We start from the raw sequence: 21422 nt of genomic DNA, 5'->3' as shown, positions 1-21422 counted from the left end.
AAAATTTAATTTTATAGTTATAAAAGTTTTATAATATTAAACGCAAAAAATATAAATCATGAAAATCACATTTATAGGATTAGGAATTATGGGAAGTCAAATGGTTTCTCACCTTGTAAAAAACAATGTAAATTTAACTGTTTACAATAGGTCAGAAATTAAGAAAGATACATTTTTAAATCAAAATGTAACTATTGCAGATTCGTTACAAAACGCAGTTAAAGATGCTGATATTGTGTTTAGTATGTTATCTACTCCTGAAGTTGTTGAAGAAGTTTTTTTTGGAGAAGGTAATACACTAAGTTTTATGAAAGAAAATGCAATTTGGGCAGATTGTACTACAGTAAATCCTTCATTTAGCTTAAAAGCATTTCAAGAAGCAAAAAAACATAAAATCCGATTCTTAGACACACCTGTTTCAGGTTCAAAACCTCAAGCAAAAAATGCTGAATTACTATTTTTTGTTGGTGGAAAAAAAGAAGTAATTAATGAGGTTGAACCATATATGAATATGATGGGAAAAAAAGTGTTACATGTTGGAGATACAGGTAAAGGAGCTTCCCTTAAAATGATTGTAAATATTATGCTTGCTCAATCTATGTTAATTTTTTCAGAAGCTGTATTACTTGGTGAAAAAACAGGAATTTCTAAAGATTTTTTATTAGAGGTTTTACCAAACCTTATTGTGTCAGCTCCTTTTATAAAATTTAAAACAGATAATATAAAAAATGATAATTATGACGTTCAGTTTCCTTTAGAATGGATGCATAAAGATTTACATTTAGCAGCAATTACTGCTTACGAAAATAAACAACCATTATTTTTAGCTAACCTAACAAAAGAATTATTTGCAGGAGCTAATAAAAAAGGAATGGGAAGACTTGATTTTTCAGCAATATTTAAACATTTAGAACAAAACGGATAATACAAAAAGAAAACTACAAAGTTTATAAATACAGCTTTGTAGTTTTCTTTCACTTAAATATTTGTGTTTTTATAGTTTTTGCTGTGCTATACTTTTTGTAATCTCACTTTTTACAGAACCTGTATGTTTAGTTAATTTATTTTCAATCAATAATACACTACACTCTTCTGTTGAAGTTACTCTATGATTAATGCCTTTTTTAACAATAAACATATCTCCTGTGTTCATCATAAAACTTGGTTCATTTTCAATTTCAAATAACAAACTGCCGTCTAAAATATAAAACATTTCATCCTCATTTTCATGATTATGCCATGGTATTTTATCTCCATTAATTTTTGCTAGTTTAATATAAACATCATTTACTTCTCCAATTATTTTAGGCGAAAAATAGTCTTCAATTTTATCTAGTATGTTAAACAAATTCAATTTTTTATCCATTATATAAAGTTAAATTGTTATAACAATAAATTTAATTAATTAATTGATTTTTTTGATACTTATTGAATAGTATTTTTTTATTTTAGGTGCTTAAAAAATACCAAGCTAATACAAAATGAATACGAATAGATTATTTTTTAGAAATAGAACAAGAGAGTTAATCCGTGAAATGTTAACCTATTCCAAAGAAGAACAAATGTTGTTTTTTGGGTTTTCTACAAATAATCAATTAGAATATAAACTAAAAAGAATACAGGAAGGTCTATCAAAAGAAAATGTAGATTATCAAATATTTGATTTAATAGAGAAGAAAAATAAAACGGTAATTGGAAGTTGTGGATTTCATAAATGGAATAAAGAGCATTCAAGAAGCGAAATAGGATATGAAATTCATAAAGAGTATCAGAATCAAGGATATATGAGTGAAGCAATCAAGGAAGTTATTAATTATGGATTTAAAAAGATGAATTTAAATAGAATAGAAGCATTAATTGATCCAACTAATGAAAACTCAATAAGAATAGTTGAAAAAAATGGATTCAAACGTGAAGGAATATTAAGAGGACATTATAAAAACGGAAATGAATTTGAAGACTCAATTATGTATGCTCTTATAAAATCAGATTACAATTTTTAATTTAAACCTATCCAATGAAAACTACTCTTGAAAGCGTCTTAATAATTATATTTTTAAGCATTTCTATAATACATTTCTATTGGGTTTTTGGTGGACTAAAAGGATTAAACAAAGCACTACCTACAGACGAGAAAGGTAAAAGAGTCTTAAATCCTGGAAAAATAGAAACTTCTATAGTTGCTTTCGGTCTATTATCTTTTGCATTTTACTATGCAGTAAAAGCTGGGGTATTAGAAATAGAATTACCAAAATTAATAGAAGATTATAGTGGCTGGATAATTTCATCTATTTTTATGCTACGAGCAATAGGAGAGTTTAAATATATAGGTTTCTTTAAAAAAATAAAAAACACGGAATTTGGAGTTTTTGACACTAAATATTTTTCCATTTTAAGTTTGACAATTGGACTAATTGGAATTTTGATAGAATTAAATATATAATGACAAATCCTAATTGAGATAAGTTGTATTTTTGAAAATATATGAATATAACAGAAAAAAATCCTGCAATTGAATATTACTGGTCAGCTAGAAGTATGTCTCCTAAAATAATATTATATTTAGCTATTGTTTTTATTATTATAATTACAATCACTTATTTTGGATTTCATTCACTAACAGCAGTAAAAACACTTGCATTTACTGCATTTGGTTTTATTTTATCAATTATCCCAAAAATATTTACACGTATAGAATATCGATTAACACCACAAAAACTAGAATCTAGGATTGTTAGTAAAAAAGAACAAAAACCATATAAAACACTATTTCTATTGGATCAATTAAGCTATATAGTGAAGATAGATAATGGATTTAAATTTTATTTGGTATTAAAAGAAAAAAATTTAATTTCCTTATTTTGGAAAAAGTATATTTCAGATCGTTATTCAGGTGAGGTTAGGTTAGAAAAAAAAGATACCGAAAGAATTATAAACACTTTAAAAAAATATGGGATTTCAATTAAAGGAAAATGACGAATATTTTAACAAACGATTTGCTGCAACCAAAAAATATCCGATTTTCCTAACCTAACCTGTTTATAACCAAAGCTGAATTAAATGAACCAATATAAAATATTTGAGACTGAAAGATTAATACTTAAACCGACTTCAGAAGAAGATGCTGAATTTATTTTTGAGTTATTAAACACTCCTAAATGGATTAAATATATTGGAGATAGAAATATTAAAACAGTTAAAAATGCAAGAGACTATATTAAAACTAAAATGCTGCCTCAACTTAAAAAACTTGGGTATTCCAATTATACCTTAATAAGAAAAGCTGACAATTGTAAAATAGGAACTTGTGGACTTTATGACAGAGAAGGATTAGAAGGAGTTGATATTGGGTTCGCGTTCTTACCTGAATATGAAAGGAAAGGTTATGCTTTTGAATCTGCAAATAAGTTAAAAAATGTGGCATTTAATAAATTCGGGTTAACTCATATAAATGCTATAACTACAAAAAACAACATCTCATCCCAAAAACTAATAGAGAAATTAGGATTGGAGTTAAATGGCACAACAAAACTACCAAATGATGATGAGGAATTATTACTTTATAAAATTGAAAAACAAGATTACAAACAACCTTAAATATAAGGTATTTGGCACATCGTACTAAAATCAAAAAAGCACATTTAATAAAAACCTATAAAAAAGCGATCTGAGCTGGAATTCAGATCGCTTTATTTAATTTAGATACATGTAAAGTAGATCAAGCTAGGCAATGTTAATAACACTTTTAACTGCTGAAATAATAAATTCAACACCAATTGCAATAACAATAAACCCAATAATTCTAGATAATGCATTTATGCCAGATGCTCCAAGTATTTTAACAATATAAAACGAGCTTTTCAATATTAAATATATACATATTGTAGATAATATTATTGCTCCAAAAATTATTAATACGCTATTTAATTCGTTAAATTCTTGATTATAAGTTATTAATAAGGACATCGTTCCTGGACCAGCTATCATCGGCATTGCCAAAGGAGTTAATGAAATTTCAGAACGAGATTTAATATCTTCTTTTACTTTTTCTTTTTTCATTCCTTTATGTTTATTAAACTCTCCAGTCAATAAAGCAAAACCTGATGAAGCAATAATTAGTCCTCCTGCAATTTTCAGAGAATTTAATGTAATTCCAAAGAACAATAAAATATACTTTCCAACAAAAAATGAGATAAGTAATATTATTAAAACATTTAGAGACGTCCAGAAGGCTATTCTATTTCGCTCTAAACTATCGTGTTCTTGTGTCAAACCAACAAATACTGGTACTGTCCCAAAAGGGTTCATAACTGAGAACAATGCTGCAAAAATCATTATAAATAATTCCATTTTTTTTTGCAAAGATGATTGCTTTCTTTTTCTTTTGAATTAACCCCATATTAGATTTATGTAAATTTTTTATATCAAAAATTAGATATAAATAAAAAAATGACTTTCTAACAAAATAATCGTAAAACTTTTGGAATTAAAATGGTGGAATTGGGATATTAAAAAGATAAAAGAGAATGTTCTGAATTTAACGGATAATAATATCACTAAACTAACTAAATAACATCTACTCACAACAATAAATATAAAGCATTTGACAAATAGTGTCAAAATTAAAAAAGTACACATTTAATAAAAACATCTGGATAGAGGTTTTAATCCAAATTAAAATCTATTTTCCACACAGTTACTCATAACTGGTAACGTATAGTCACAAGCGAAAAAAATTTGAGAAAAGTGTAATAAATTTAATACTTGAAACTCTAAAGGGTATAGTAATTTATTAAACGTATTAAAATGAACAATAAAAAATCGCAAAAATTAATACTTTTAGGAATAATAATTTTAGCAATAATTCCAGTCATCAATCATTATCTGAATATATCTGATTATATATATGGCGGACTAATAGGTATTGCATCTGGAATAACAATTTTAGGTTTAAAAGTAACGTTAAAAAATAAAAAGCACACATCCATTTAAAGTCATCTTGATACTTTATAAATGAATAAAAAAGAACGAAAATTCAAAGATGTATACCAACAATCTAAAGATAAAATTTATCGACTTTGTTTAGGATTTTCGGGAAACAAAACTGATGCTGACGATTTATTTCAAGAAGTCTACATAAAAGTTTGGAATAACTTACATTCTTTTAGAAATGAAAGTAATATAAACACATGGATTTATAGAATTGCATCAAATACAGCAATTTTATTTATTAAAAATAAAAAAATAAATAACGAGAAAATTAGCCAGCTACAACCCGAAAATTTAAGATTTGAAAATAATGAAGATAAAATTCTAGATGAAGAGATTATGAAGCTATACCAAGCAATAGCTAGTCTAAAAGAAAAAGATAGAATAATTATTAGTTTGCTATTAGAGAAAAGCAGCTATTCTGAAATATCTAAAATTGTTGGAATAAGTATATCAAATGTAGGCGTTAGAATTAATAGAATAAAAAAAACCTTAACTAAAAAAATGAATAATTATGGAAGATGAATTAAATAAATGGGAAGGTTTATGGCAACAACAAAAGGCTAGTGATATTGATATTGACAAGTTAACTTGTCGTTTAATAAAATTGGAACGAATTACAAAATTTCAAAGATTACTTTTATTATTAGTTTCTGTATTTACTATTTATTCTATGTACACACATCTTACATTAAATTCATACAATGTTACAGCAGCTTTAATAATATTAACAGGCTTATTAATTCTTCTTATACCTCTTCTCAAAAAAAAATCAGACATAAATAACATCAATAATTATCAATTTGTTGAAAACCATATTCAGTATTTAAAGAAAAAACTATTAATTCCTAAAGTCTATTTCTTAATTTTTATAACGCTATTTATCTTAGCCTTAAATATTGCTTTTATTGGTGCATTAAAAAATACATATTGGACCTACAAAATGTTATTTCATTTTTCAACAATCATTCTTTTTATCGTTTTATTAATTGTAAGAAAAGTAGGAATAAAAAATTACAACCATGAGATTTTGCCTTTAATTAAAAAATTAAAAAACATAAATAAATAATAAAACAATTTGTAATTCTTTTAATAATATAAAAGTTATGTGTAATTTGATTTTATTAATTTTGAGTAATTAAAACAATAATATGCTATGAGTATAATTTATGAAAAACATGATTTGTATCCAGAATCCATATTAATTAGAAAGTTTATTGGAAAAGTTAGCCTTAACGATATTATTGATTCGTGGGAATATTTACTTGTAAACAAATTAACCAATAAGAAAACTAAGGGAGTGATAAATGATTTATCTGATTGTGAACTTACCATGGATATGGAAAATTTTAAAACCCTAATAAATTACCTAAAAAAGAAGGATTGTTTTAAAGAAATTAAACTAGCCGTAATTACAGGTTCTCCACAAACAATGATTTTTCCTTTTTTAGGTGAAGAACATGAAAAAGAATTAAAAATTAAACCCTTCTCTACAATGGAAGCTGCTGTTAATTGGATATCAATGGATTTATAATAAAGCTCTAAACTTATATTTTTGCAACCATAAAGTAGAAAATATTTATACTCTCTTTAAACTAAAATTAAAAAGGTGTACATTTAATAAAGCATATAAATAACGGTTTTAACTAAAATTAAAACCGTTATTTTTTTTATTAATTTTGATGTCTGAATAAACTTGCTAACCAATAAGAATAACTTAAAACAACATTTATCCAAAAATTTAAATTAATAAACCGTATATTTTTTAAAGGATATAACAAGTAGAATCGAATATGGAAAAACTAAACAAAGTAGCTGAAATAACATTCATCTTCTGGTTAATGAAAATTGTTGCAACAACACTGGGTGAAACTATGGGTGATTATTTGTCAATGACGTTAAATCTAGGTTATTTAACTGGAATTATTATCACACTAATTTTCTTTTTAGTTTTACTTTCCGTTCAGTTATATACCAAAAAATATATTCCTGTTTTTTACTGGTTAGTAATTATAGCAACAACTACATTAGGTACTGAAATATCCGATTTTCTTGATAGAAGTTTACATTTAGGATATACTTTAGGTAGTTTGTTCTTATTCTCTGGACTAATTTTAACCTTAATCCTTTGGAACAAAAAATTCAAGTCTTTAAGCGTCTATCCGATTTTGGACAAAGACAAAGAAATTTATTACTGGATTGCAATCTTATTCTCAAATAGTTTAGGAACAGCTTTTGGAGATTATTTGAGTGATGTGGTTGGTTTAAGTTATCTTAATGGTGCAATGGTTACGGCTGGAATAATTTTAATTGTGGTATTGCTACACTATATGACAAAAATAAATCACGTAATATTGTTTTGGATTGCATTTATATTCACAAGACCATTTGGAGCAACATTTGGAGATTTTTTGACAAAACCAATTACAAATGGAGGTTTAAACTTGGGAACGTTGAATTCTTCTATAATCTCAATATTACTTATAACAATTCTGATATTTATATCACATAGAAACCTGAAAAAAGAAATTACAAAATAATACGCACTACAACAAATGTATAAAAACAATGACAGAATTAGAAGAATATATAAATGGATATTTTAGAATTGAAAAAAAATATCTAAATATTTTATTAAAGTTGTTTACCCTGACAACCCTTGCTAAAGACGAATATTTTACGGAATTAGGAAAAAATTGTTTGATGCTAAGTTTTGTAAAAAATGGATATTTAAGAGTTTATAATTATTCCGATGGAAAAGATATAACTCAATGGATTTCTTCGAAAGGAGAATTTGTGACTGATTTATCAGGTTTAATTTTTAACACACCTTCTCGCTGGAATATACAAGCCTTAACACATTGTGAGTTATACACCATAAGTAAAGAAAACTATAAAAAAATAGGAGAAGTTATCCCGGAATGGGACAAATTAGAAAAGTTATTTATTGCAAAGTGTTTTCTGACTTTAGAAGACCGTGTTTACTCATTTCTATCAATGTCTGCCGAGGATAGATTTAATCTGTTATTTGAGAATAAAAGCGGATTATTTAATCAGGTTCCTCTTCATTTCATAGCTTCTATGCTTGGAATGACACCTGAAACACTAAGCAGAATACGCAGAAAGAATATTTCTTGATTTAGATCAAGACAAATTTTATTCATAACTCTGATTTTTGTATTAAAATAAAAATCAAAAATTATGGAATTAAAAACAGAAATAATAATAAATGCAGAACCAAGTAAAGTATGGGAAATATTAACCAACTTTGAAAAATATCCCAATTGGAATCCTTTCATCAAAACGCTGATAGGTGATGTAAAAATTGGAAAGCCAATAAAAATTGAATTACAAGGAATAACCTTTAAACCCAAAGTGTTAACATTCAAAAAGGAAAAAGAATTTAGTTGGCTAGGTCACTTACTTTTTAAAGGACTTTTTGATGGAGAACATTCATTTAAATTAATCGACAATAAAAACGGAACGACAAAATTTGAGCAAAGTGAAAAATTCAGTGGAATTTTAGTTCCACTTTTCAAAAAAAAGTTAACAACCGAAACAAAAAATGGTTTTATAAAAATGAATAAACAATTAAAAATAGAAGCCGAAAAAAAGCTTTAACCGCCAACAATACGCAGATCCAAAAAATAGTTTTTTCATTAACAGAATTATATAAACTGTATTCCACTCCTATTTACTTGGAGGCAGCCCTAAGTTATATTAAAAAAATGCATTAGGCTATATCCAGAAAACAAAGTACTTTCCTGAAATAGGTTGGCTAAAAATTTTAACACAAAACTTAAATTAAATAACCTCCTACCTCCAACAATAAATAACGGTTTTAACTAAAATTCAAATTGCTATTTTTTTATTAATTTAGGGGTTAATAAAGTTTTGCTAGCCAACAGAATAGCTAAAAAAACACGTTTATCTAAAATTATAAATGGTAAACAATACGTTTTTAACGGATATAACAAGTTGTGCTTAATTATAATCAACCAATAACCTATGATAAATTTTTTTAAGAAAATTAGACTAGGATCGCTAACCGAAAATAGATTTGGCAAATACCTCCTTTATGCCATAGGAGAAATTGTTTTAGTTGTTATTGGAATTTTAATAGCATTAAAAATCAATAATTGGAATACGGACAGAAAAAACGATGCTTTAAAAAGATCTTATTATGTTCAAATCCTACAGGATTTAGAAAAAGAAAAGACACTTATGACCGAAGCAAATAAACATATCGATTCGTTTTTTATAAGATTGCAATCCTATAAAGAAAGCTTCAAAAAACCTAATATTTCAATTTGGGGAGCTACTGTTGGAATAGGTAAAGTGTTTTCTACAGAAGAAAGTCAGGGTTGGAATCTTGAAACCAACACAAATACAATTCACACCCTTATAAACACAGGTGATATTAAATTAATTCCTACAAAAATAAGAAATAAAATTCTTGATTTTAGGCACAAACAATCAGGTCTACTGGATTATGTAAAATCTCAAAACCTTATCATTTCAAATGCCAGTATTGCTACCGAAAAAATATATGGTGGGGCTAATCTGCCAACTAGAATCGGAAATCAAACTAAACTGATAGAATATTTTAATGATGAAAAAATTGCACTCCAAAGTTTACTGCATCTTGAAGCCCTACTCTATGAAGAGGAACTACTCCTTAAAAACGCATATGCACGTAGTAATAACTTGATGCAAGATATTGAAGAAATTACAAAGATTATTAATGAAGAATTAAAAAAATAACCAAATACCAACAATTTATAATGCTTAATTACATGAAAAATTATTTTGCTATAGTGCTACTATTAATCCTATCATTCTCGTGTGGAGAAAAAAACAAACCAAAAGAAACTATTTCAACTAAAAATGATAGTTTAAAAATTGTAAAAAGTGCAAAAGACACAATTATTGAAAATGAAAAATTAATAAAGTTTCAACCTAAAATTTCATTTAATGACTTTTTGGTTAAAAATATGGATACTAAAAATAAAGCTAAACTAGACTTGAACTCAAATGAAAATGCAAGTCTATTTAAAACACGATTAAAAGATGCTTACAAATCTGACAGTTCAAATTTTGCAGGACACTATAATTTTGTTTTTTGGGGTTGCGGCTCAAGTTGTCAAAGTAGTTTAATAATTGACCGATTAACTGGAAAAATTTATGACTCTCCAGTTGCTTCACTTGGTTATAAGTTTTATTCAAAAAGCAGAATGCTAATTGTAAATCCACCTGACTCAAAAGGATTTTATGAAAATTGTGATTACTGTAAACCAATAATTTATATATTAAATGAGAAAACTAAAATATTTGAAGAGTATACAGAAAAAAACTAAGCACAACAACGCACAAAATTTATACTTACTTTTAAACAAACGCAATTAAAGAATATCCCAAAATGAATTTAAAGTATTATTCAATATTATTAACGCTATCCATGGCTTTTTTAGTAAGTTGCTCTAACGTAAATAAAAAAAACGCTAAATCAATTGAAAAAGAAAAACCTTCAAATAGTTTAAATGCAGATAGCTTAAAATTGACAAATTTAGTAAGAGAAGCATATCAATGGCACATGAAAAAACATTTGGCCGAATTTCCTTATAAATACGAAAAAGAATCCGATAGCATTTTCACTGGCATAGATTGGGATAAGTATAATCAAAACATGGAATTGTTCAAAAAAACAAATTACTTTACTAATCAATTTTTAGAATACCACAAATCCATCGCTTTAAGAATGGATAAATCAATAAAAAAAGCCAGTGTTAAATGGAGAAATATAAACGATGGAATTACTATGTGGGACTCTGAAGCTGAGGATTGGTGTAATTGTCAAGATTATCCTGATAAATTTTGGAAAACTTTACTTATTGATAGTCTAAAAATTAAAAACAGCTTTGCAAGTTTTAATTTAAATTGGAAAATACCGGATAAATATGAGTCAATGAATTACAAAATAACTGCAAGAAAAGAAGGAAGGCAATGGAAAATTAATTCTTTAGAAGGGTACACCTATTATACTTCTTTTAACAATTCACCTACCTACCCACAACAATAAAAATAAAGCCCTTGGTTTAAAGCAACTAATTAAAAAAGTGCACATTTAATAAAATATATTAATTATAAGGGATAAACCATAAGTTTTTGACGGATATAACAAGTTGTGCGTCATTAAGAAAAATCCCAACAATCAATTAAATATTAAAGTCAAACTCTAGATTTCAAAATTGTTTTAAAAAAATGTAATATATATATTGCATTTAGTAATATTTATATTACATTTGTAATGTGGAAAACATAAAACTCAAAATAGCAAGAGTAGAAAAAGGACTATCTCAACAAGACCTTGCAGATTTGGTTAGTGCAACAAGACAAACGATTGGTTTGATTGAAAAAGGAAAATATAATCCGTCACTTAATTTATGTATCAAGATTGCAAAGAGATTAGATAGAACTTTAAATGATTTATTTTGGTATGAAAACAAAGAATAAGAAACCGTTTTTAAATATGGATGAGAGGAATAAGCAAATTGCTTATAAAGTAATTTCCATAATGTATTTTCTAACAATTTTGGCAATGCAAGGGATTGTATTATATCGACAGTTTATTCTTGAACAAGAGTTAGGCGATTTTGAGGATATTGCCATCATTATGACAATAAATTCTCTATTTCTTGTAAGTGCTCTTTTATATTTTGGTGCAATTCAGATTAGAAAACTAAAAATCAAGAGTATTTTATTAATTTATCTTGTATTTGTAATTCTTGGAAGTATATTCACCTATTTTAAATATAATATCTTTCAAAGCCCTGGATTGTCATTTGAACAATTATTTGAAAAACTAATAATTATCATAACCATCATAGGATTAATAATGGGATTTTGGACATTACTTTCATTTATGGCTAAAAAACGAATTGATAAAGAATTAGAATAAAATCTTTTTAAATAAAAATGAAATGAAAAAACAAATAGAGAATTATAGAAGATATATTTTTTTGGGAATAATTATTATTTCACTAGGAATTACTTTTAATACAACATTAAAAGACGTACCTGGTTCATTAGGTACGGTATTTATAGCTGTTGGTGGACTGTTTTTCATTATTGGTATGAGTAAAAAAAGTAAAGTTGATAAACAGAACAATAAATAACGAACACACAACATCGTATATAATTTATTGCTATTTCTACCCCCTACTTACGAAAATCATCCATCTATTAACGAATATTATCCATTTTAAGTCATTGCATTCTTCATCAACTTTGTAGTGTCAATATTGACAAACAATTTTAAAAATAAAAAATGGAAAATGTAACAGCTACGGAATTTAATGTTCCAACAAGAAATGAGGTATCTCAAACAAATCAAGAGATTTTTGACAATTTAAACAAAGCATTAGGTTTTGTGCCGAATCTTTATGCAACTATAGGGTATTCAGACAATGGTTTAAAACGTTTTTTAGACTATCAAAATGCTAAAACATCATTAACTAATAAGGAGAAAGAAGCAGTAAACCTTATTGTAAGTCAAGTAAATAAATGTATCTATTGCCAAAGTGCACATTTAGTATTGGGAAAAATGAATGGATTTAATGATGAACAATTATTAGATATCAGAAAAGGAAGAAGCGAAAATATTAAATTAAATGCTTTAGTAAAACTAGCAGCAGATATTACTGAAAATAGAGGAAAAGCTAGCAATGAAAATGTAGAAAATTTCTTTGCGCAAGGTTACACTAAAGAAAACCTTGTAGATGTTATTTTACAGGTAAGTGACAAAACAGCTATGAATTATTTACATAACCTCACTAAAGTGCCTGTAGATTTTCCTTTAGCAGAAACCATTTAAAAAAACAAATAAAGGAAATATGGGTTTTCATATTTCCTTTATTTTTAACTTTAAAACTAATTTAGAGATGAATCAAGAAAAAAAATATCCGCTTCCTCCATTTACTTTAGAATCTGCACTTGAAAAAGTTCAAAAAGCAGAAGATACATGGAATTCCAAAGACCCAATACAAGTTTCTAAAGCTTACACTATAGATTCTAAATGGAGAAACCGAACACAATTTATTCACGGAAGAGAAGAAATTATTACGTTTTTAACCCAAAAATGGAAAAATGAAAGACATTATAAACTAAAAAAAGAACTATGGGGTTTTAGAGGAAATAGAATGGCTGTTAGATTTGAGTATGAATTTCAAGATAAAAACGACCAATGGTACAGAGCCTATGGCAATGAACTTTGGGAATTTAATGAAAATGGACTCATGCAAAAACGTTATGCTAGTATAAACGATTTAAAAATTGAAGAAAACGAAAGAAAACTTAGGTAAACTATTAAATCATGGTGCAAAACAACAACTTCACACTTATTAATCCACAAACGGGTAATCTAGCATTTAAAATATATCATTTAGAAAAAGACAATCCATTTGATCATATCCAAAGACTAAATTATTACTCGCTCATTTGGATACAAAAAGGTAATGGAACTCTAAAAGCCGATTTTTCTGAATACGATTTTAAAGAGAATATGTTGTTGTCTTTTTCACCTTATCAACCATTTATGCTATGTGCTAAAGCAAACATAAGTGGTGTAGTAATTCATTTTCATCCCGACTTTTTCTGTATTCATAAACACCACAAAGAAGTTGCTTGTCATGGGGTGTTATTCAATAATATTTACGATCCACCAATGGTTCAAGTTGAGGACAAAGCAACAGCAAGTTTTGAAATGATAATAAAACAATTCAAAGTTGAAATGAGAAAGTCAGCTTTAGCACAATATGAATTGTTAATATCCTATTTAAAAATATTTTTAATAACCGCATCAAGATTAAAAACAGAACAACAAGCTGAAGCCCAAAAAGTAACTATCGATAACGAAGAACCTTTCATTTTACAGAATTTAAAAAATTACATTGAAAAACATTACAAAAAAAAGCATTCAGCTAGCGAATATGCCAATATGTTAGCAATTACTCCAAAAGCATTAACAAGACTAACCAAAGCTCATTTAAATAAAACCTTAACCGACCTAATCTCGGAGCGCATCATTATAGAGGCCAAAAGGGAATTATACTTAACGAATAAAACAATTAAAGAAATTGCATACGAATTAGGCTATAATGACGAATACTATTTTAGCAGGTTTTTTAAAAAAAATGTAGATGTATCTCCACAACTTTATAGAGAAACTGTTGGTTTTGATAGAGCTTCGAATAGTTAAAAGAATAAAAACAAACGTACAACAACGTGTATAATTTATTGCTAGTACTCGCCTACTTACTAAAATCCTCGCAGATTTTCTATTCGGTTTTTATTTTCTAAATTAGTTGCCGAAAATTGTAAACTACTATCTCCATGAAAAAATTAACTTTACTCCTCCTAATCAGCTTTTTCACATTAACGTCTTTCACACCTCCAACAAAATTACTGGGAAACTGGAAAATTTCAAAAATCATAAATACGAAAACCAGGAAACATGACAATAGCATGGATAGAATGTCGTTTAAGCAAGGTGGTGTATTTGAGGCAAGTAAAGGCAACTTGGTTAAAAGCGGAACATGGTCCTATGACGAAAACGAAAACTTGATAACACTAAATGTCGGACAAGAGGATGCGCATTTTAAAATTCTTAAACTTTCTAAAAAAAAATTAGTTCTTAAAAATTTTGAAAGTAAAATCTATTTAAAAAAATAATACCATAACCAAAACTATGTCATTTTTTGCTTTGCTAACGGTTTTTATGTTTACGGTATGCAAGCAGAACCAAAAAATAAAAACTTAAATGAATAAAGTAGCTAATTCATCCCAAAAATTTGCTAAAAGTAAGTCTCATCCATTTTGGCGATGGTTCTGGCTCACTTTTCTTGTAGTATCACTTGCTTATGCGTGGTATTCATTTTATGCTCCTTCTAATGATATTAAATGGGACAACAACATTACATCTATTCAACAACTTACTAAAAACACCAATAAGAACACGCTTCTTTTTTTTACAGGAAAATGGTGTTCACCATGCCGAATTATGAAACGTGAGGTTTTTGCAGACAACGAGGTTGAAAAGATCGTCAATTTGCAAGTTACACCAGTAATAATTGATATTGACAACCCAAATACCAAAGAGTTAGTAACGTATTATAAAGTCGGTGTAACACCAACAACAATTATTGTTGATTCCCAAGGAAAAGTACTTGATTACGTTGTGGGAAAGATTGAAAAAAAGAAATTTCTTGAAATGCTTAGTAATTCTGCTCCTAAACAATAAATATAACGTCTTTGGCTTATAGCGCTAAAATTTAAACGGTACACATTTAATAAAACATTTTAAATAACGGTTTTAATTTTAGTTAAAACCGTTGTTTTTTTATTAATTTAGTTACTTGTAAAAATTTGATAACCAATAAAATAACTTAAAGCTACGTTTATCCAAAAAGAAAAACCAATAAACCTTATACTTTTAAAGGATATAACAAATTGTACCGCATGCAAAAAATATACGTTGATGATAATGCTTAGTCAAAAATATATTAAGATTACTATAAGCCTAATTCTTTTTTCTTTAGGCTTTCACCCTTTTGCGTTGGCTCAGGAAGCTATTAATTCCAAAATTGTAAAAGTAGGAGTCTATGATAATCCTCCTAAGATATTTATGAATAAAAACGGAAATCCAGATGGGATTTTTATTGATGTTCTGAAATCTATTTCTAAAAATGAAGATTTACAAATAGAATATGTCGCAGGAAATTGGTCTGAGTTGTTTTCTAAGCTTGAAAATGGAGAAATTGATATTATGCCTGATATGGCCTACTCAATTGAACGAGATTCGCTTTTTAATTTTAGCATGCCTGTTCTTAATTCTTGGTTGCAAGTTTTTACCACGAATAAATGCATTATTAACAAGGTTGAAGATTTAACAAATAAAAAAATTGGTGTACTAAAAGGATCAACCCAGGAAGATTTCATGAAATTTAATGTAAAAAATAATTATAATATTGACTATTCGGTTTTTACGTACGAAAGTTATTACAATTCTGTTATTGCACTCAAAAAAGGCGAGATAGATGTAATTGTAGCTGATCGTTTCTTTTATTTTTCTGATTTATGTGATAAAGAAATTTTGCCCACTGGTATTGTTATGCAACTTTCCGACGTACATTTTGCTTTTTCAAAAAATATTAATCCTGCATTAATCAAATTGTTCGATAAAAATATAACATCACTCAAAAACAATCCAAAATCAGACTTTTATATTTCATTGAAAAAATGGTTTAATAAAAATAAGACAATAATACCAACCTATTTGATATGGTTGATTATTATTTTAAGTTTCGGTTTATTTGTTTTTTTGCTATTTACACTTGTGTTAAGATTCAAGGTAAAAGCTAAAACCAAAATTCTAAATGATAAAAATAAAGAGCTTATTAAAGCCAAAGAAAAAGCAGAAGAAAGCAACCGATTAAAATCAGCCTTTCTTGCTAACATGAGTCATGAAATCCGAACACCTATGAATGGAATTTTGGGTTTTGTTGGACTACTGAAAGAACCGAAATTGTCTGGTGAAAAACAACAAAAGTACATTCAGCTTGTCGAAAAAAGTGGTGCTCGTATGCTTAATATTATAAACGATATTGTAAGTATTTCAAAAATAGAATCAGGTATATTAGATGTTCATCTTTCAAAAATGAATATAAACAATCAGTTACAATTTGTTTATGATTCTTTAAAACTAGATGCCGATAATAAAAATCTCAATCTATCCTTTAATTGTCCACTACCCGAAGAAAAAGCAATTATTAAAACAGATAGTGAAAAATTTTATTCAATTCTTTCCAATCTAGTTAAAAATGCCATAAAATATACCGATAAAGGAACCATAGAATTTGGGTATGCTAATAAAGGAAACGAATTTGAATTTTATGTGAAAGACACGGGTATTGGAATTCCGAAAGACAGGCAGGAAGCCATTTTTGAGCGTTTTATTCAAGCAGATATCTTTGATAAAATGGCAAGGCAAGGTGCAGGATTGGGCTTAACCATTTCAAGAGCTTATGTGGAAATGCTGGATGGTAAAATTTGGGTAATAAGCGAAGAAGCTAAAGGCTCAACTTTCTTTTTTACCATTCCACGTAATCTAGATTCTTAAGGAAAAATCAAAACTCCTACTACTTTGTATGAAAACATCTAAATAACGGTTTTAATTTTAGTTACTTGTAGAAATTTGCTAACCAATAAAAACAATTCAAAACTGTTTATATATAAATTATAAGGGATAAACCATAAGTTTTTGACGGATATAACAAGTTGTGTGTAATGCTAATTAAACCTTATACTATTCTTTAAGTCTAAAATTAAATCACTAATTAAAGACTAAATATGAGTAAATACAACTTAACTTTTCTTATAATACTATTTTTATTTTCTTGTAATTCAGATGATAATAATTCTATTCCCGAAAATTCAAATAATACTTTAGATATTACAAAGCCTAAAGGACTTTACACTAGTTCTTTTGGAAATGAAACTGCTCTAGATAATAATCAAGTTAATGGTTCCTTAATTCGAGTAAAATGGAGTGAAATAGAACCAAATAAAGGGATTTATGACTTTTCAAGCATAGAGCAATTTCGTGAAATTATTAAAGGGAGAAATTTAAAGTGGAGCCTTGGTGTTATAGCTGGTGGAGATAGTCCTTTATGGTTGACAGAATCTATTGGAGCTGATTATTTTGAAATAGTAGGAATTGACAATACAGTAAAACGAATCCCTAAAATTTGGGACACTAGAGTTAATGAAAGATTAACTTTACTTGCAGAAGCACTTTCGAATGCATATAATGAAGATGAAGATTTGGTTTTAGTATATGTTCCACAAATGACTGCAAATGGTATAGAAGGTCATTTTAATGGTGTAACAACAGATGAGCTTTTAGATGCTGGACTAACTTCTGATAATTGGGTTAATGGTGTAAAAGAAACAGCCAGGATATTTGCAAATGCTTTCACAAAAAAGGCAATAGCAGTTGAAGTTCACGATATAATGGAAGATACCTCAATTCCTAATCGAATAATGACAGATTTATGGAATGAGCCTTCTTTAAATCATAGAGTCGGTGCTGCAATGTGGTGGATTTCTGGAAAAATTAACTATCAACCTAATTTAGTAAATGCTTTAATTGATTTCCCCGGAGATATTTATGCACAAGCTATCGGGAGGTCAGACCAACCTTCAAGATTTGAAAATAACGACTACACAACTATTTTTGAACAAGCACAAACAATAGGTATTAGATATATGGAGCTTTGGGAGTATGAATTTGTCAACAATACTTTCCCACAGGAATTTGAGAGTTTTAACTCTTATGCAAACATTAATTATGAATAAATGCACTACACACAACAACTCATAAAATTTATGCTTAAATTTGATTTAGTACAAAACGAAAAAAAATTTAACAAATAGATTTGCTACGTCCGAAAAATATCCGATTTTCCAGTCGCACAAATCTTATAAAAAAACCGTTGGGCTTCATTAAAAAAACACACGATATCTCATATGATTAGAGTAGACAAAAACATTTTAAATTATATTTTATCCTTAGAAAAAAAATCGAGTGAACATATTATTTTGCAACAAGTCGAACCAAGAAATAAGATTATAAAGCAAGATCATAACACATCTCATGTTTATGTATTAAAAAGTGGGATTAGTAAATGTTATATAACTACTGAAGATGGAAATGTTTTTATTCAAGAATTTTTTGGAGAAGGTCAACTATTTGGAGAGGTAGAAGCTATACATGATATTGTAAGTGTTTGTTCTGTAGAAAGTATTAATGAAGTTCAAGTCTATGCAATAAATAAAAGTTATTTTAAAAAACTTTTAAGTAATGATAAGCATTTTAATGATTTAATTTTAAAAACACTTACTAATAAAATTGCTTATAAAGCGCATAGGCATTCTTATAATCAATTTAATTCTATACATTCTAATATTAAAAGACTAAAAAAGATTTTTCCCGAATTAACACAAGTCATATCTAAACAAGATATTGCTAATTATCTAGGAGTAACATTAAGGAGTCTAAACAGAGCTTTAAAGAATCAAATTTAACCTTAATTTATTTCATGAATCTTTAAGACATCATCTTCTAATATTGGACCAACAACTTTTACTTTACGACCTCCTTTACTAAGTACTTCTCGCGAACCAAGTTCAAATACCCAATTAGGATTTTCTCTACCTACTTTATCATAGAAAGTTTTTTTACTTAATCCAAAAACTAGTTTGCCAATACCGCTCCAGTAAATTGCAGATGAACACATTGCACATGGTTCGTCACTGGTGTATATAACGCATGAGTTTAGAACATTATAATCATAAAGTTTACAAGCTTCTCTAATTAAGTTTATTTCAGCGTGTGCCAGACAATCATTATCCGTATTAATTGTATTTTCTCCTTCGAGCAAAACTTTTCCGTCTGCATCTGTTAAAATACACCCGTAAGGTAAATTCCCTTTTTCTTTTGCTTGTTGGGCCACTTTTATTGCTTTCTCAATTCCATTTTTATCTAAAGGCATAACTTCATCTTGTTTATTTCTACAATTTGTTAATGCAAATGAAATAGTTTTAGATTTTTTGGCAAAGGACAATTGTCCTTTTAGATAAATTTTAAAAGATTGTATTTTGCAATTAATTAGACATTTAAAATTATTCTGATGCAAGAAAAAAAATTAAAACAACAAATTGACTTTATAATTGAGATAGATAATATTAAATACATCAACCTCAAAAAAAACTAAAACAGCAATTAGCATTTGTAAATTACTTAAACTAAAGTTAGGAGATACATTTAGAATGAAAATCTATCATAACTAAAGTCATATAGTAAAAGGCTATAAATAAGCTTAATAACAACTTAGATTAAAAAAAATGACCTATTTTAAAAAAATAATGATATTTGTTTTTCTTATTTCTATTTTCGGCTGTAATGAAAAATATCATAAAAACACAAGTATGAAAGACAACGTAAAAAAGGAAACTATCGTACCAAAAAAAGGATTTTGGAAATCAACCGGAGGGAATCTTTTTTGGATCAACATTGTTGAAAACAAGGTTTTTTGGTTAGGTATGAACCATAAAACACCGGAAAGTGAATTAGCTGAAAACTGGTGTCATGTTGGGAATGGAAAAATAGAGGGCAATCAAATAATTTTAGAATGGGCAGACGTTCCCATAGGCAACGACAATTTAAACGGTAAAATAGTTATTGAAATAATAAATGAGGTACAAATGAAAGTTGTTGAAGATTCCGGAAACTTTGGCATGTCCATCTGGAATTGGGAAAAAGAACACGTAAACTTTAGTCAAATAGCCGGTTAATAACATGATTAAAACATCAAACAAATGACATCAATGCTAAATAAATTTTTATTCTTTAAATACCATTTAAGCATCTTAATTATTTGCTTTTTGTGTTTTTCTTTCAATAACAAAAACGCAAAAACTGAAAAATTCTATAAAAAAGAGATAAGCTCTGAAACATTTAATGTCATTCGTGTTGCAGAAAATATATATAGTATAGTTTCCCCGTCATTTGGGTTGCCAACTCCTGAAAATAAAGGATGGAATTCTAATGTTCATTTTATCGTTACCAAAAGTGGCGTCTTACTTTTTGATACAGGCTCGTCTGAGTCTATTGGATATAAAATAAAGAGAACCATAGCATCTGTTACCAGTCTTCCAGTTCGCTGGGTGGTAAATTCGCATAGTCATGCAGATCATTGGCTTGGTAATGCTGCCTTTGCTGATACTACAACTGAAATTATTACTAGTAAACACGCATTAACTGAAATGAAAAAAAATGGCAACGATGATATTACATTTTATAATAAAGTTACTAAAGGTAAAATAGGTACTACCCGTCTTGTATTTCCCTCTTCTATAATAAACAATAATCTAAAACGTAATTTCGATGGGATAGAAGTTGAATTTATTTTGACCGAAGAGAATCACTCTGCTGGAGATATAATAATGTGGCTACCAAAACATAAAGTTGTTTTTGGGGGAGACATTTTAAGTTCAGATTGGATGCCGATAATCACTGACGATGTAAATATTCCAAGTTTAATCAACACACTTAATTCCATCGTTGAATTAAACCCTACCAAAGTGTTAACCGGGCATGGTAATGAAACCACAGTGAGATCAATTGTACGAGATATCAATTTGTTATCAAGTGTTTGGAAGCAGGTAAAACTAGACTCTGAAAATGGCAGCAAGCCTGAGGAAACCCTCTTAAAAATTAAGGCTGAATTAGAACCTCAATATAAACTTTTATATAAAAACTATACAACAGAAATTGAACGGTATATAAATCTTATGTATTCTTTACAAAACTAAAC

The 21422-nt window shown here is 27.8% G+C and carries 31 protein-coding genes; 28 read left to right on the top strand and 3 right to left on the bottom strand.

What is annotated here, in order from left to right; genetic code table 11:
* Positions 1-58 precede the first annotated feature (58 nt).
* A complete protein-coding gene (locus R3342_RS03900; protein WP_318938366.1) occupies positions 59-925 on the top strand; it encodes an NAD(P)-dependent oxidoreductase in 867 nt (288 codons plus the stop codon).
* Positions 926-994: 69 nt separating this feature from the next.
* Here R3342_RS03900 and R3342_RS03895 read toward each other — a convergent pair whose 3' ends face one another.
* A complete protein-coding gene (locus R3342_RS03895) occupies positions 995-1366 on the bottom strand; it encodes a cupin domain-containing protein (protein ID WP_318938365.1) in 372 nt (123 codons plus the stop codon).
* 115 nt (positions 1367-1481) lie between these two features.
* On the opposite strand from R3342_RS03895, the gene R3342_RS03890 reads away from it, so the two are divergent.
* The 4 genes from R3342_RS03890 to R3342_RS03875 all read left to right on the top strand — a co-directional run bounded on the left by R3342_RS03890 (position 1482) and on the right by R3342_RS03875 (position 3597).
* Positions 1482-2003, top strand: coding sequence for a GNAT family protein (locus R3342_RS03890; protein WP_318938364.1), 522 nt, complete (start codon positions 1482-1484; stop codon positions 2001-2003).
* Positions 2004-2017: 14 nt separating this feature from the next.
* A complete protein-coding gene (locus tag R3342_RS03885) occupies positions 2018-2443 on the top strand; it encodes a DUF3995 domain-containing protein (RefSeq protein ID WP_318938363.1) in 426 nt (141 codons plus the stop codon).
* A 41-nt stretch (positions 2444-2484) separates the two neighbouring features.
* On the top strand, positions 2485-2976 hold the full coding sequence (locus tag R3342_RS03880) for a hypothetical protein (RefSeq protein WP_318938362.1): 492 nt from the start codon (positions 2485-2487) through the stop codon (positions 2974-2976).
* A gap of 84 nt (positions 2977-3060) precedes the next feature.
* On the top strand, positions 3061-3597 hold the full coding sequence (locus R3342_RS03875; RefSeq protein WP_318938361.1) for a GNAT family N-acetyltransferase: 537 nt from the start codon (positions 3061-3063) through the stop codon (positions 3595-3597).
* Positions 3598-3723: 126 nt separating this feature from the next.
* Here R3342_RS03875 and R3342_RS03870 read toward each other — a convergent pair whose 3' ends face one another.
* Positions 3724-4350 (bottom strand): MarC family NAAT transporter, encoded by a 627-nt coding sequence (locus R3342_RS03870; protein WP_318938360.1) that lies wholly within the window; start codon positions 4348-4350, stop codon positions 3724-3726.
* A gap of 456 nt (positions 4351-4806) precedes the next feature.
* Between R3342_RS03870 and R3342_RS03865 the strand changes: the two genes are divergently transcribed.
* From R3342_RS03865 to R3342_RS03765, 21 genes are all read left to right on the top strand, one after another.
* Entirely contained in the window at positions 4807-4992 is a 186-nt protein-coding gene (locus R3342_RS03865; protein WP_318938359.1) for a hypothetical protein, read from the top strand.
* Between the two features lie 21 nt (positions 4993-5013).
* Positions 5014-5514: a sigma-70 family RNA polymerase sigma factor gene (locus R3342_RS03860; RefSeq protein WP_318938358.1), complete on the top strand. Its 501-nt coding sequence runs from the start codon at positions 5014-5016 to the stop codon at positions 5512-5514.
* A complete protein-coding gene (locus R3342_RS03855; RefSeq protein WP_318938357.1) occupies positions 5504-6058 on the top strand; it encodes a hypothetical protein in 555 nt (184 codons plus the stop codon). The genes R3342_RS03860 and R3342_RS03855 overlap by 11 nt, the downstream gene beginning before the upstream one ends.
* 87 nt (positions 6059-6145) lie before the next feature.
* Positions 6146-6523 carry a hypothetical protein gene (locus R3342_RS03850; RefSeq protein ID WP_318938356.1) on the top strand — a complete coding sequence of 126 codons (378 nt, stop codon included), beginning with the start codon at positions 6146-6148 and terminating at the stop codon, positions 6521-6523.
* Between the two features lie 259 nt (positions 6524-6782).
* Positions 6783-7529, top strand: a complete 747-nt coding sequence (locus R3342_RS03845; RefSeq protein ID WP_318938355.1) for a hypothetical protein — start codon at positions 6783-6785, stop codon at positions 7527-7529.
* A gap of 28 nt (positions 7530-7557) precedes the next feature.
* On the top strand, positions 7558-8127 hold the full coding sequence (locus R3342_RS03840; RefSeq protein ID WP_318938354.1) for a Crp/Fnr family transcriptional regulator: 570 nt from the start codon (positions 7558-7560) through the stop codon (positions 8125-8127).
* Positions 8128-8190: 63 nt separating this feature from the next.
* On the top strand, positions 8191-8610 hold the full coding sequence (locus R3342_RS03835) for an SRPBCC domain-containing protein (RefSeq protein WP_318938353.1): 420 nt from the start codon (positions 8191-8193) through the stop codon (positions 8608-8610).
* Positions 8611-8997: 387 nt separating this feature from the next.
* Positions 8998-9753, top strand: coding sequence for a DUF6090 family protein (locus R3342_RS03830; protein WP_318938352.1), 756 nt, complete (start codon positions 8998-9000; stop codon positions 9751-9753).
* A gap of 32 nt (positions 9754-9785) precedes the next feature.
* The gene (locus tag R3342_RS03825; RefSeq protein ID WP_318938351.1) at positions 9786-10346 is read left to right on the top strand and encodes a hypothetical protein; all 561 of its coding nucleotides are present in this window, start codon (positions 9786-9788) and stop codon (positions 10344-10346) included.
* A gap of 62 nt (positions 10347-10408) precedes the next feature.
* Positions 10409-11068 carry a hypothetical protein gene (locus tag R3342_RS03820; RefSeq protein WP_318938350.1) on the top strand — a complete coding sequence of 220 codons (660 nt, stop codon included), beginning with the start codon at positions 10409-10411 and terminating at the stop codon, positions 11066-11068.
* Positions 11069-11298: 230 nt separating this feature from the next.
* On the top strand, positions 11299-11502 hold the full coding sequence (locus R3342_RS03815; protein ID WP_318938349.1) for a helix-turn-helix transcriptional regulator: 204 nt from the start codon (positions 11299-11301) through the stop codon (positions 11500-11502).
* Positions 11486-11947 carry a hypothetical protein gene (locus R3342_RS03810; RefSeq protein WP_318938348.1) on the top strand — a complete coding sequence of 154 codons (462 nt, stop codon included), beginning with the start codon at positions 11486-11488 and terminating at the stop codon, positions 11945-11947. Before R3342_RS03815 ends, R3342_RS03810 begins: the two co-directional genes overlap by 17 nt.
* A gap of 22 nt (positions 11948-11969) precedes the next feature.
* Complete coding sequence (locus R3342_RS03805; protein WP_318938347.1) at positions 11970-12164, top strand: hypothetical protein; 195 nt, start codon at positions 11970-11972, stop codon at positions 12162-12164.
* Positions 12165-12316: 152 nt separating this feature from the next.
* Positions 12317-12862 (top strand): carboxymuconolactone decarboxylase family protein, encoded by a 546-nt coding sequence (locus R3342_RS03800; protein WP_318938346.1) that lies wholly within the window; start codon positions 12317-12319, stop codon positions 12860-12862.
* 67 nt (positions 12863-12929) lie between these two features.
* Entirely contained in the window at positions 12930-13349 is a 420-nt protein-coding gene (locus R3342_RS03795; protein WP_318938345.1) for a nuclear transport factor 2 family protein, read from the top strand.
* Between the two features lie 11 nt (positions 13350-13360).
* Entirely contained in the window at positions 13361-14245 is an 885-nt protein-coding gene (locus R3342_RS03790) for a helix-turn-helix domain-containing protein (RefSeq protein ID WP_318938344.1), read from the top strand.
* Positions 14246-14379: 134 nt separating this feature from the next.
* A complete protein-coding gene (locus R3342_RS03785; RefSeq protein WP_318938343.1) occupies positions 14380-14718 on the top strand; it encodes a lipocalin family protein in 339 nt (112 codons plus the stop codon).
* An 88-nt stretch (positions 14719-14806) separates the two neighbouring features.
* On the top strand, positions 14807-15286 hold the full coding sequence (locus R3342_RS03780) for a thioredoxin family protein (RefSeq protein ID WP_318938342.1): 480 nt from the start codon (positions 14807-14809) through the stop codon (positions 15284-15286).
* Between the two features lie 237 nt (positions 15287-15523).
* Complete coding sequence (locus R3342_RS03775; RefSeq protein ID WP_318938341.1) at positions 15524-17164, top strand: ATP-binding protein; 1641 nt, start codon at positions 15524-15526, stop codon at positions 17162-17164.
* A 230-nt stretch (positions 17165-17394) separates the two neighbouring features.
* Positions 17395-18402 carry a hypothetical protein gene (locus R3342_RS03770; RefSeq protein WP_318938340.1) on the top strand — a complete coding sequence of 336 codons (1008 nt, stop codon included), beginning with the start codon at positions 17395-17397 and terminating at the stop codon, positions 18400-18402.
* A gap of 171 nt (positions 18403-18573) precedes the next feature.
* Positions 18574-19131: a Crp/Fnr family transcriptional regulator gene (locus R3342_RS03765; RefSeq protein WP_318938339.1), complete on the top strand. Its 558-nt coding sequence runs from the start codon at positions 18574-18576 to the stop codon at positions 19129-19131.
* Positions 19132-19133: 2 nt separating this feature from the next.
* On the opposite strand, the gene R3342_RS03760 is transcribed toward R3342_RS03765, so the two are convergent.
* Positions 19134-19670, bottom strand: a complete 537-nt coding sequence (locus tag R3342_RS03760) for a nucleoside deaminase (protein ID WP_318938338.1) — start codon at positions 19668-19670, stop codon at positions 19134-19136.
* Positions 19671-19950: 280 nt separating this feature from the next.
* On the opposite strand from R3342_RS03760, the gene R3342_RS03755 reads away from it, so the two are divergent.
* Positions 19951-20400, top strand: coding sequence for a hypothetical protein (locus R3342_RS03755; RefSeq protein WP_318938337.1), 450 nt, complete (start codon positions 19951-19953; stop codon positions 20398-20400).
* A gap of 24 nt (positions 20401-20424) precedes the next feature.
* Entirely contained in the window at positions 20425-21420 is a 996-nt protein-coding gene (locus R3342_RS03750; RefSeq protein WP_318938336.1) for an MBL fold metallo-hydrolase, read from the top strand.
* Positions 21421-21422 lie beyond the last annotated feature (2 nt).

This window comes from Lutibacter sp., from assembly GCF_033723435.1.
GTDB lineage: Bacteria > Bacteroidota > Bacteroidia > Flavobacteriales > Flavobacteriaceae > Lutibacter.
Note: the sequence above shows the minus strand (reverse complement) of the source record. Positions and strands in the feature narration are given on the sequence as shown.

Coding starts and splice junctions, on each gene's coding strand:
- R3342_RS03900 (WP_318938366.1), top strand. CDS start 59: ATGAAAATCACATTTATAGGATTAGGAATTATGGGAAGTCAAATGGTT.
- R3342_RS03895 (WP_318938365.1), bottom strand. CDS start 1,366: ATGGATAAAAAATTGAATTTGTTTAACATACTAGATAAAATTGAAGAC.
- R3342_RS03890 (WP_318938364.1), top strand. CDS start 1,482: ATGAATACGAATAGATTATTTTTTAGAAATAGAACAAGAGAGTTAATC.
- R3342_RS03885 (WP_318938363.1), top strand. CDS start 2,018: ATGAAAACTACTCTTGAAAGCGTCTTAATAATTATATTTTTAAGCATT.
- R3342_RS03880 (WP_318938362.1), top strand. CDS start 2,485: ATGAATATAACAGAAAAAAATCCTGCAATTGAATATTACTGGTCAGCT.
- R3342_RS03875 (WP_318938361.1), top strand. CDS start 3,061: ATGAACCAATATAAAATATTTGAGACTGAAAGATTAATACTTAAACCG.
- R3342_RS03870 (WP_318938360.1), bottom strand. CDS start 4,350: ATGGAATTATTTATAATGATTTTTGCAGCATTGTTCTCAGTTATGAAC.
- R3342_RS03865 (WP_318938359.1), top strand. CDS start 4,807: ATGAACAATAAAAAATCGCAAAAATTAATACTTTTAGGAATAATAATT.
- R3342_RS03860 (WP_318938358.1), top strand. CDS start 5,014: ATGAATAAAAAAGAACGAAAATTCAAAGATGTATACCAACAATCTAAA.
- R3342_RS03855 (WP_318938357.1), top strand. CDS start 5,504: ATGGAAGATGAATTAAATAAATGGGAAGGTTTATGGCAACAACAAAAG.
- R3342_RS03850 (WP_318938356.1), top strand. CDS start 6,146: ATGAGTATAATTTATGAAAAACATGATTTGTATCCAGAATCCATATTA.
- R3342_RS03845 (WP_318938355.1), top strand. CDS start 6,783: ATGGAAAAACTAAACAAAGTAGCTGAAATAACATTCATCTTCTGGTTA.
- R3342_RS03840 (WP_318938354.1), top strand. CDS start 7,558: ATGACAGAATTAGAAGAATATATAAATGGATATTTTAGAATTGAAAAA.
- R3342_RS03835 (WP_318938353.1), top strand. CDS start 8,191: ATGGAATTAAAAACAGAAATAATAATAAATGCAGAACCAAGTAAAGTA.
- R3342_RS03830 (WP_318938352.1), top strand. CDS start 8,998: ATGATAAATTTTTTTAAGAAAATTAGACTAGGATCGCTAACCGAAAAT.
- R3342_RS03825 (WP_318938351.1), top strand. CDS start 9,786: ATGAAAAATTATTTTGCTATAGTGCTACTATTAATCCTATCATTCTCG.
- R3342_RS03820 (WP_318938350.1), top strand. CDS start 10,409: ATGAATTTAAAGTATTATTCAATATTATTAACGCTATCCATGGCTTTT.
- R3342_RS03810 (WP_318938348.1), top strand. CDS start 11,486: ATGAAAACAAAGAATAAGAAACCGTTTTTAAATATGGATGAGAGGAAT.
- R3342_RS03805 (WP_318938347.1), top strand. CDS start 11,970: ATGAAAAAACAAATAGAGAATTATAGAAGATATATTTTTTTGGGAATA.
- R3342_RS03800 (WP_318938346.1), top strand. CDS start 12,317: ATGGAAAATGTAACAGCTACGGAATTTAATGTTCCAACAAGAAATGAG.
- R3342_RS03795 (WP_318938345.1), top strand. CDS start 12,930: ATGAATCAAGAAAAAAAATATCCGCTTCCTCCATTTACTTTAGAATCT.
- R3342_RS03790 (WP_318938344.1), top strand. CDS start 13,361: ATGGTGCAAAACAACAACTTCACACTTATTAATCCACAAACGGGTAAT.
- R3342_RS03785 (WP_318938343.1), top strand. CDS start 14,380: ATGAAAAAATTAACTTTACTCCTCCTAATCAGCTTTTTCACATTAACG.
- R3342_RS03780 (WP_318938342.1), top strand. CDS start 14,807: ATGAATAAAGTAGCTAATTCATCCCAAAAATTTGCTAAAAGTAAGTCT.
- R3342_RS03775 (WP_318938341.1), top strand. CDS start 15,524: ATGATAATGCTTAGTCAAAAATATATTAAGATTACTATAAGCCTAATT.
- R3342_RS03770 (WP_318938340.1), top strand. CDS start 17,395: ATGAGTAAATACAACTTAACTTTTCTTATAATACTATTTTTATTTTCT.
- R3342_RS03765 (WP_318938339.1), top strand. CDS start 18,574: ATGATTAGAGTAGACAAAAACATTTTAAATTATATTTTATCCTTAGAA.
- R3342_RS03755 (WP_318938337.1), top strand. CDS start 19,951: ATGACCTATTTTAAAAAAATAATGATATTTGTTTTTCTTATTTCTATT.
- R3342_RS03750 (WP_318938336.1), top strand. CDS start 20,425: ATGACATCAATGCTAAATAAATTTTTATTCTTTAAATACCATTTAAGC.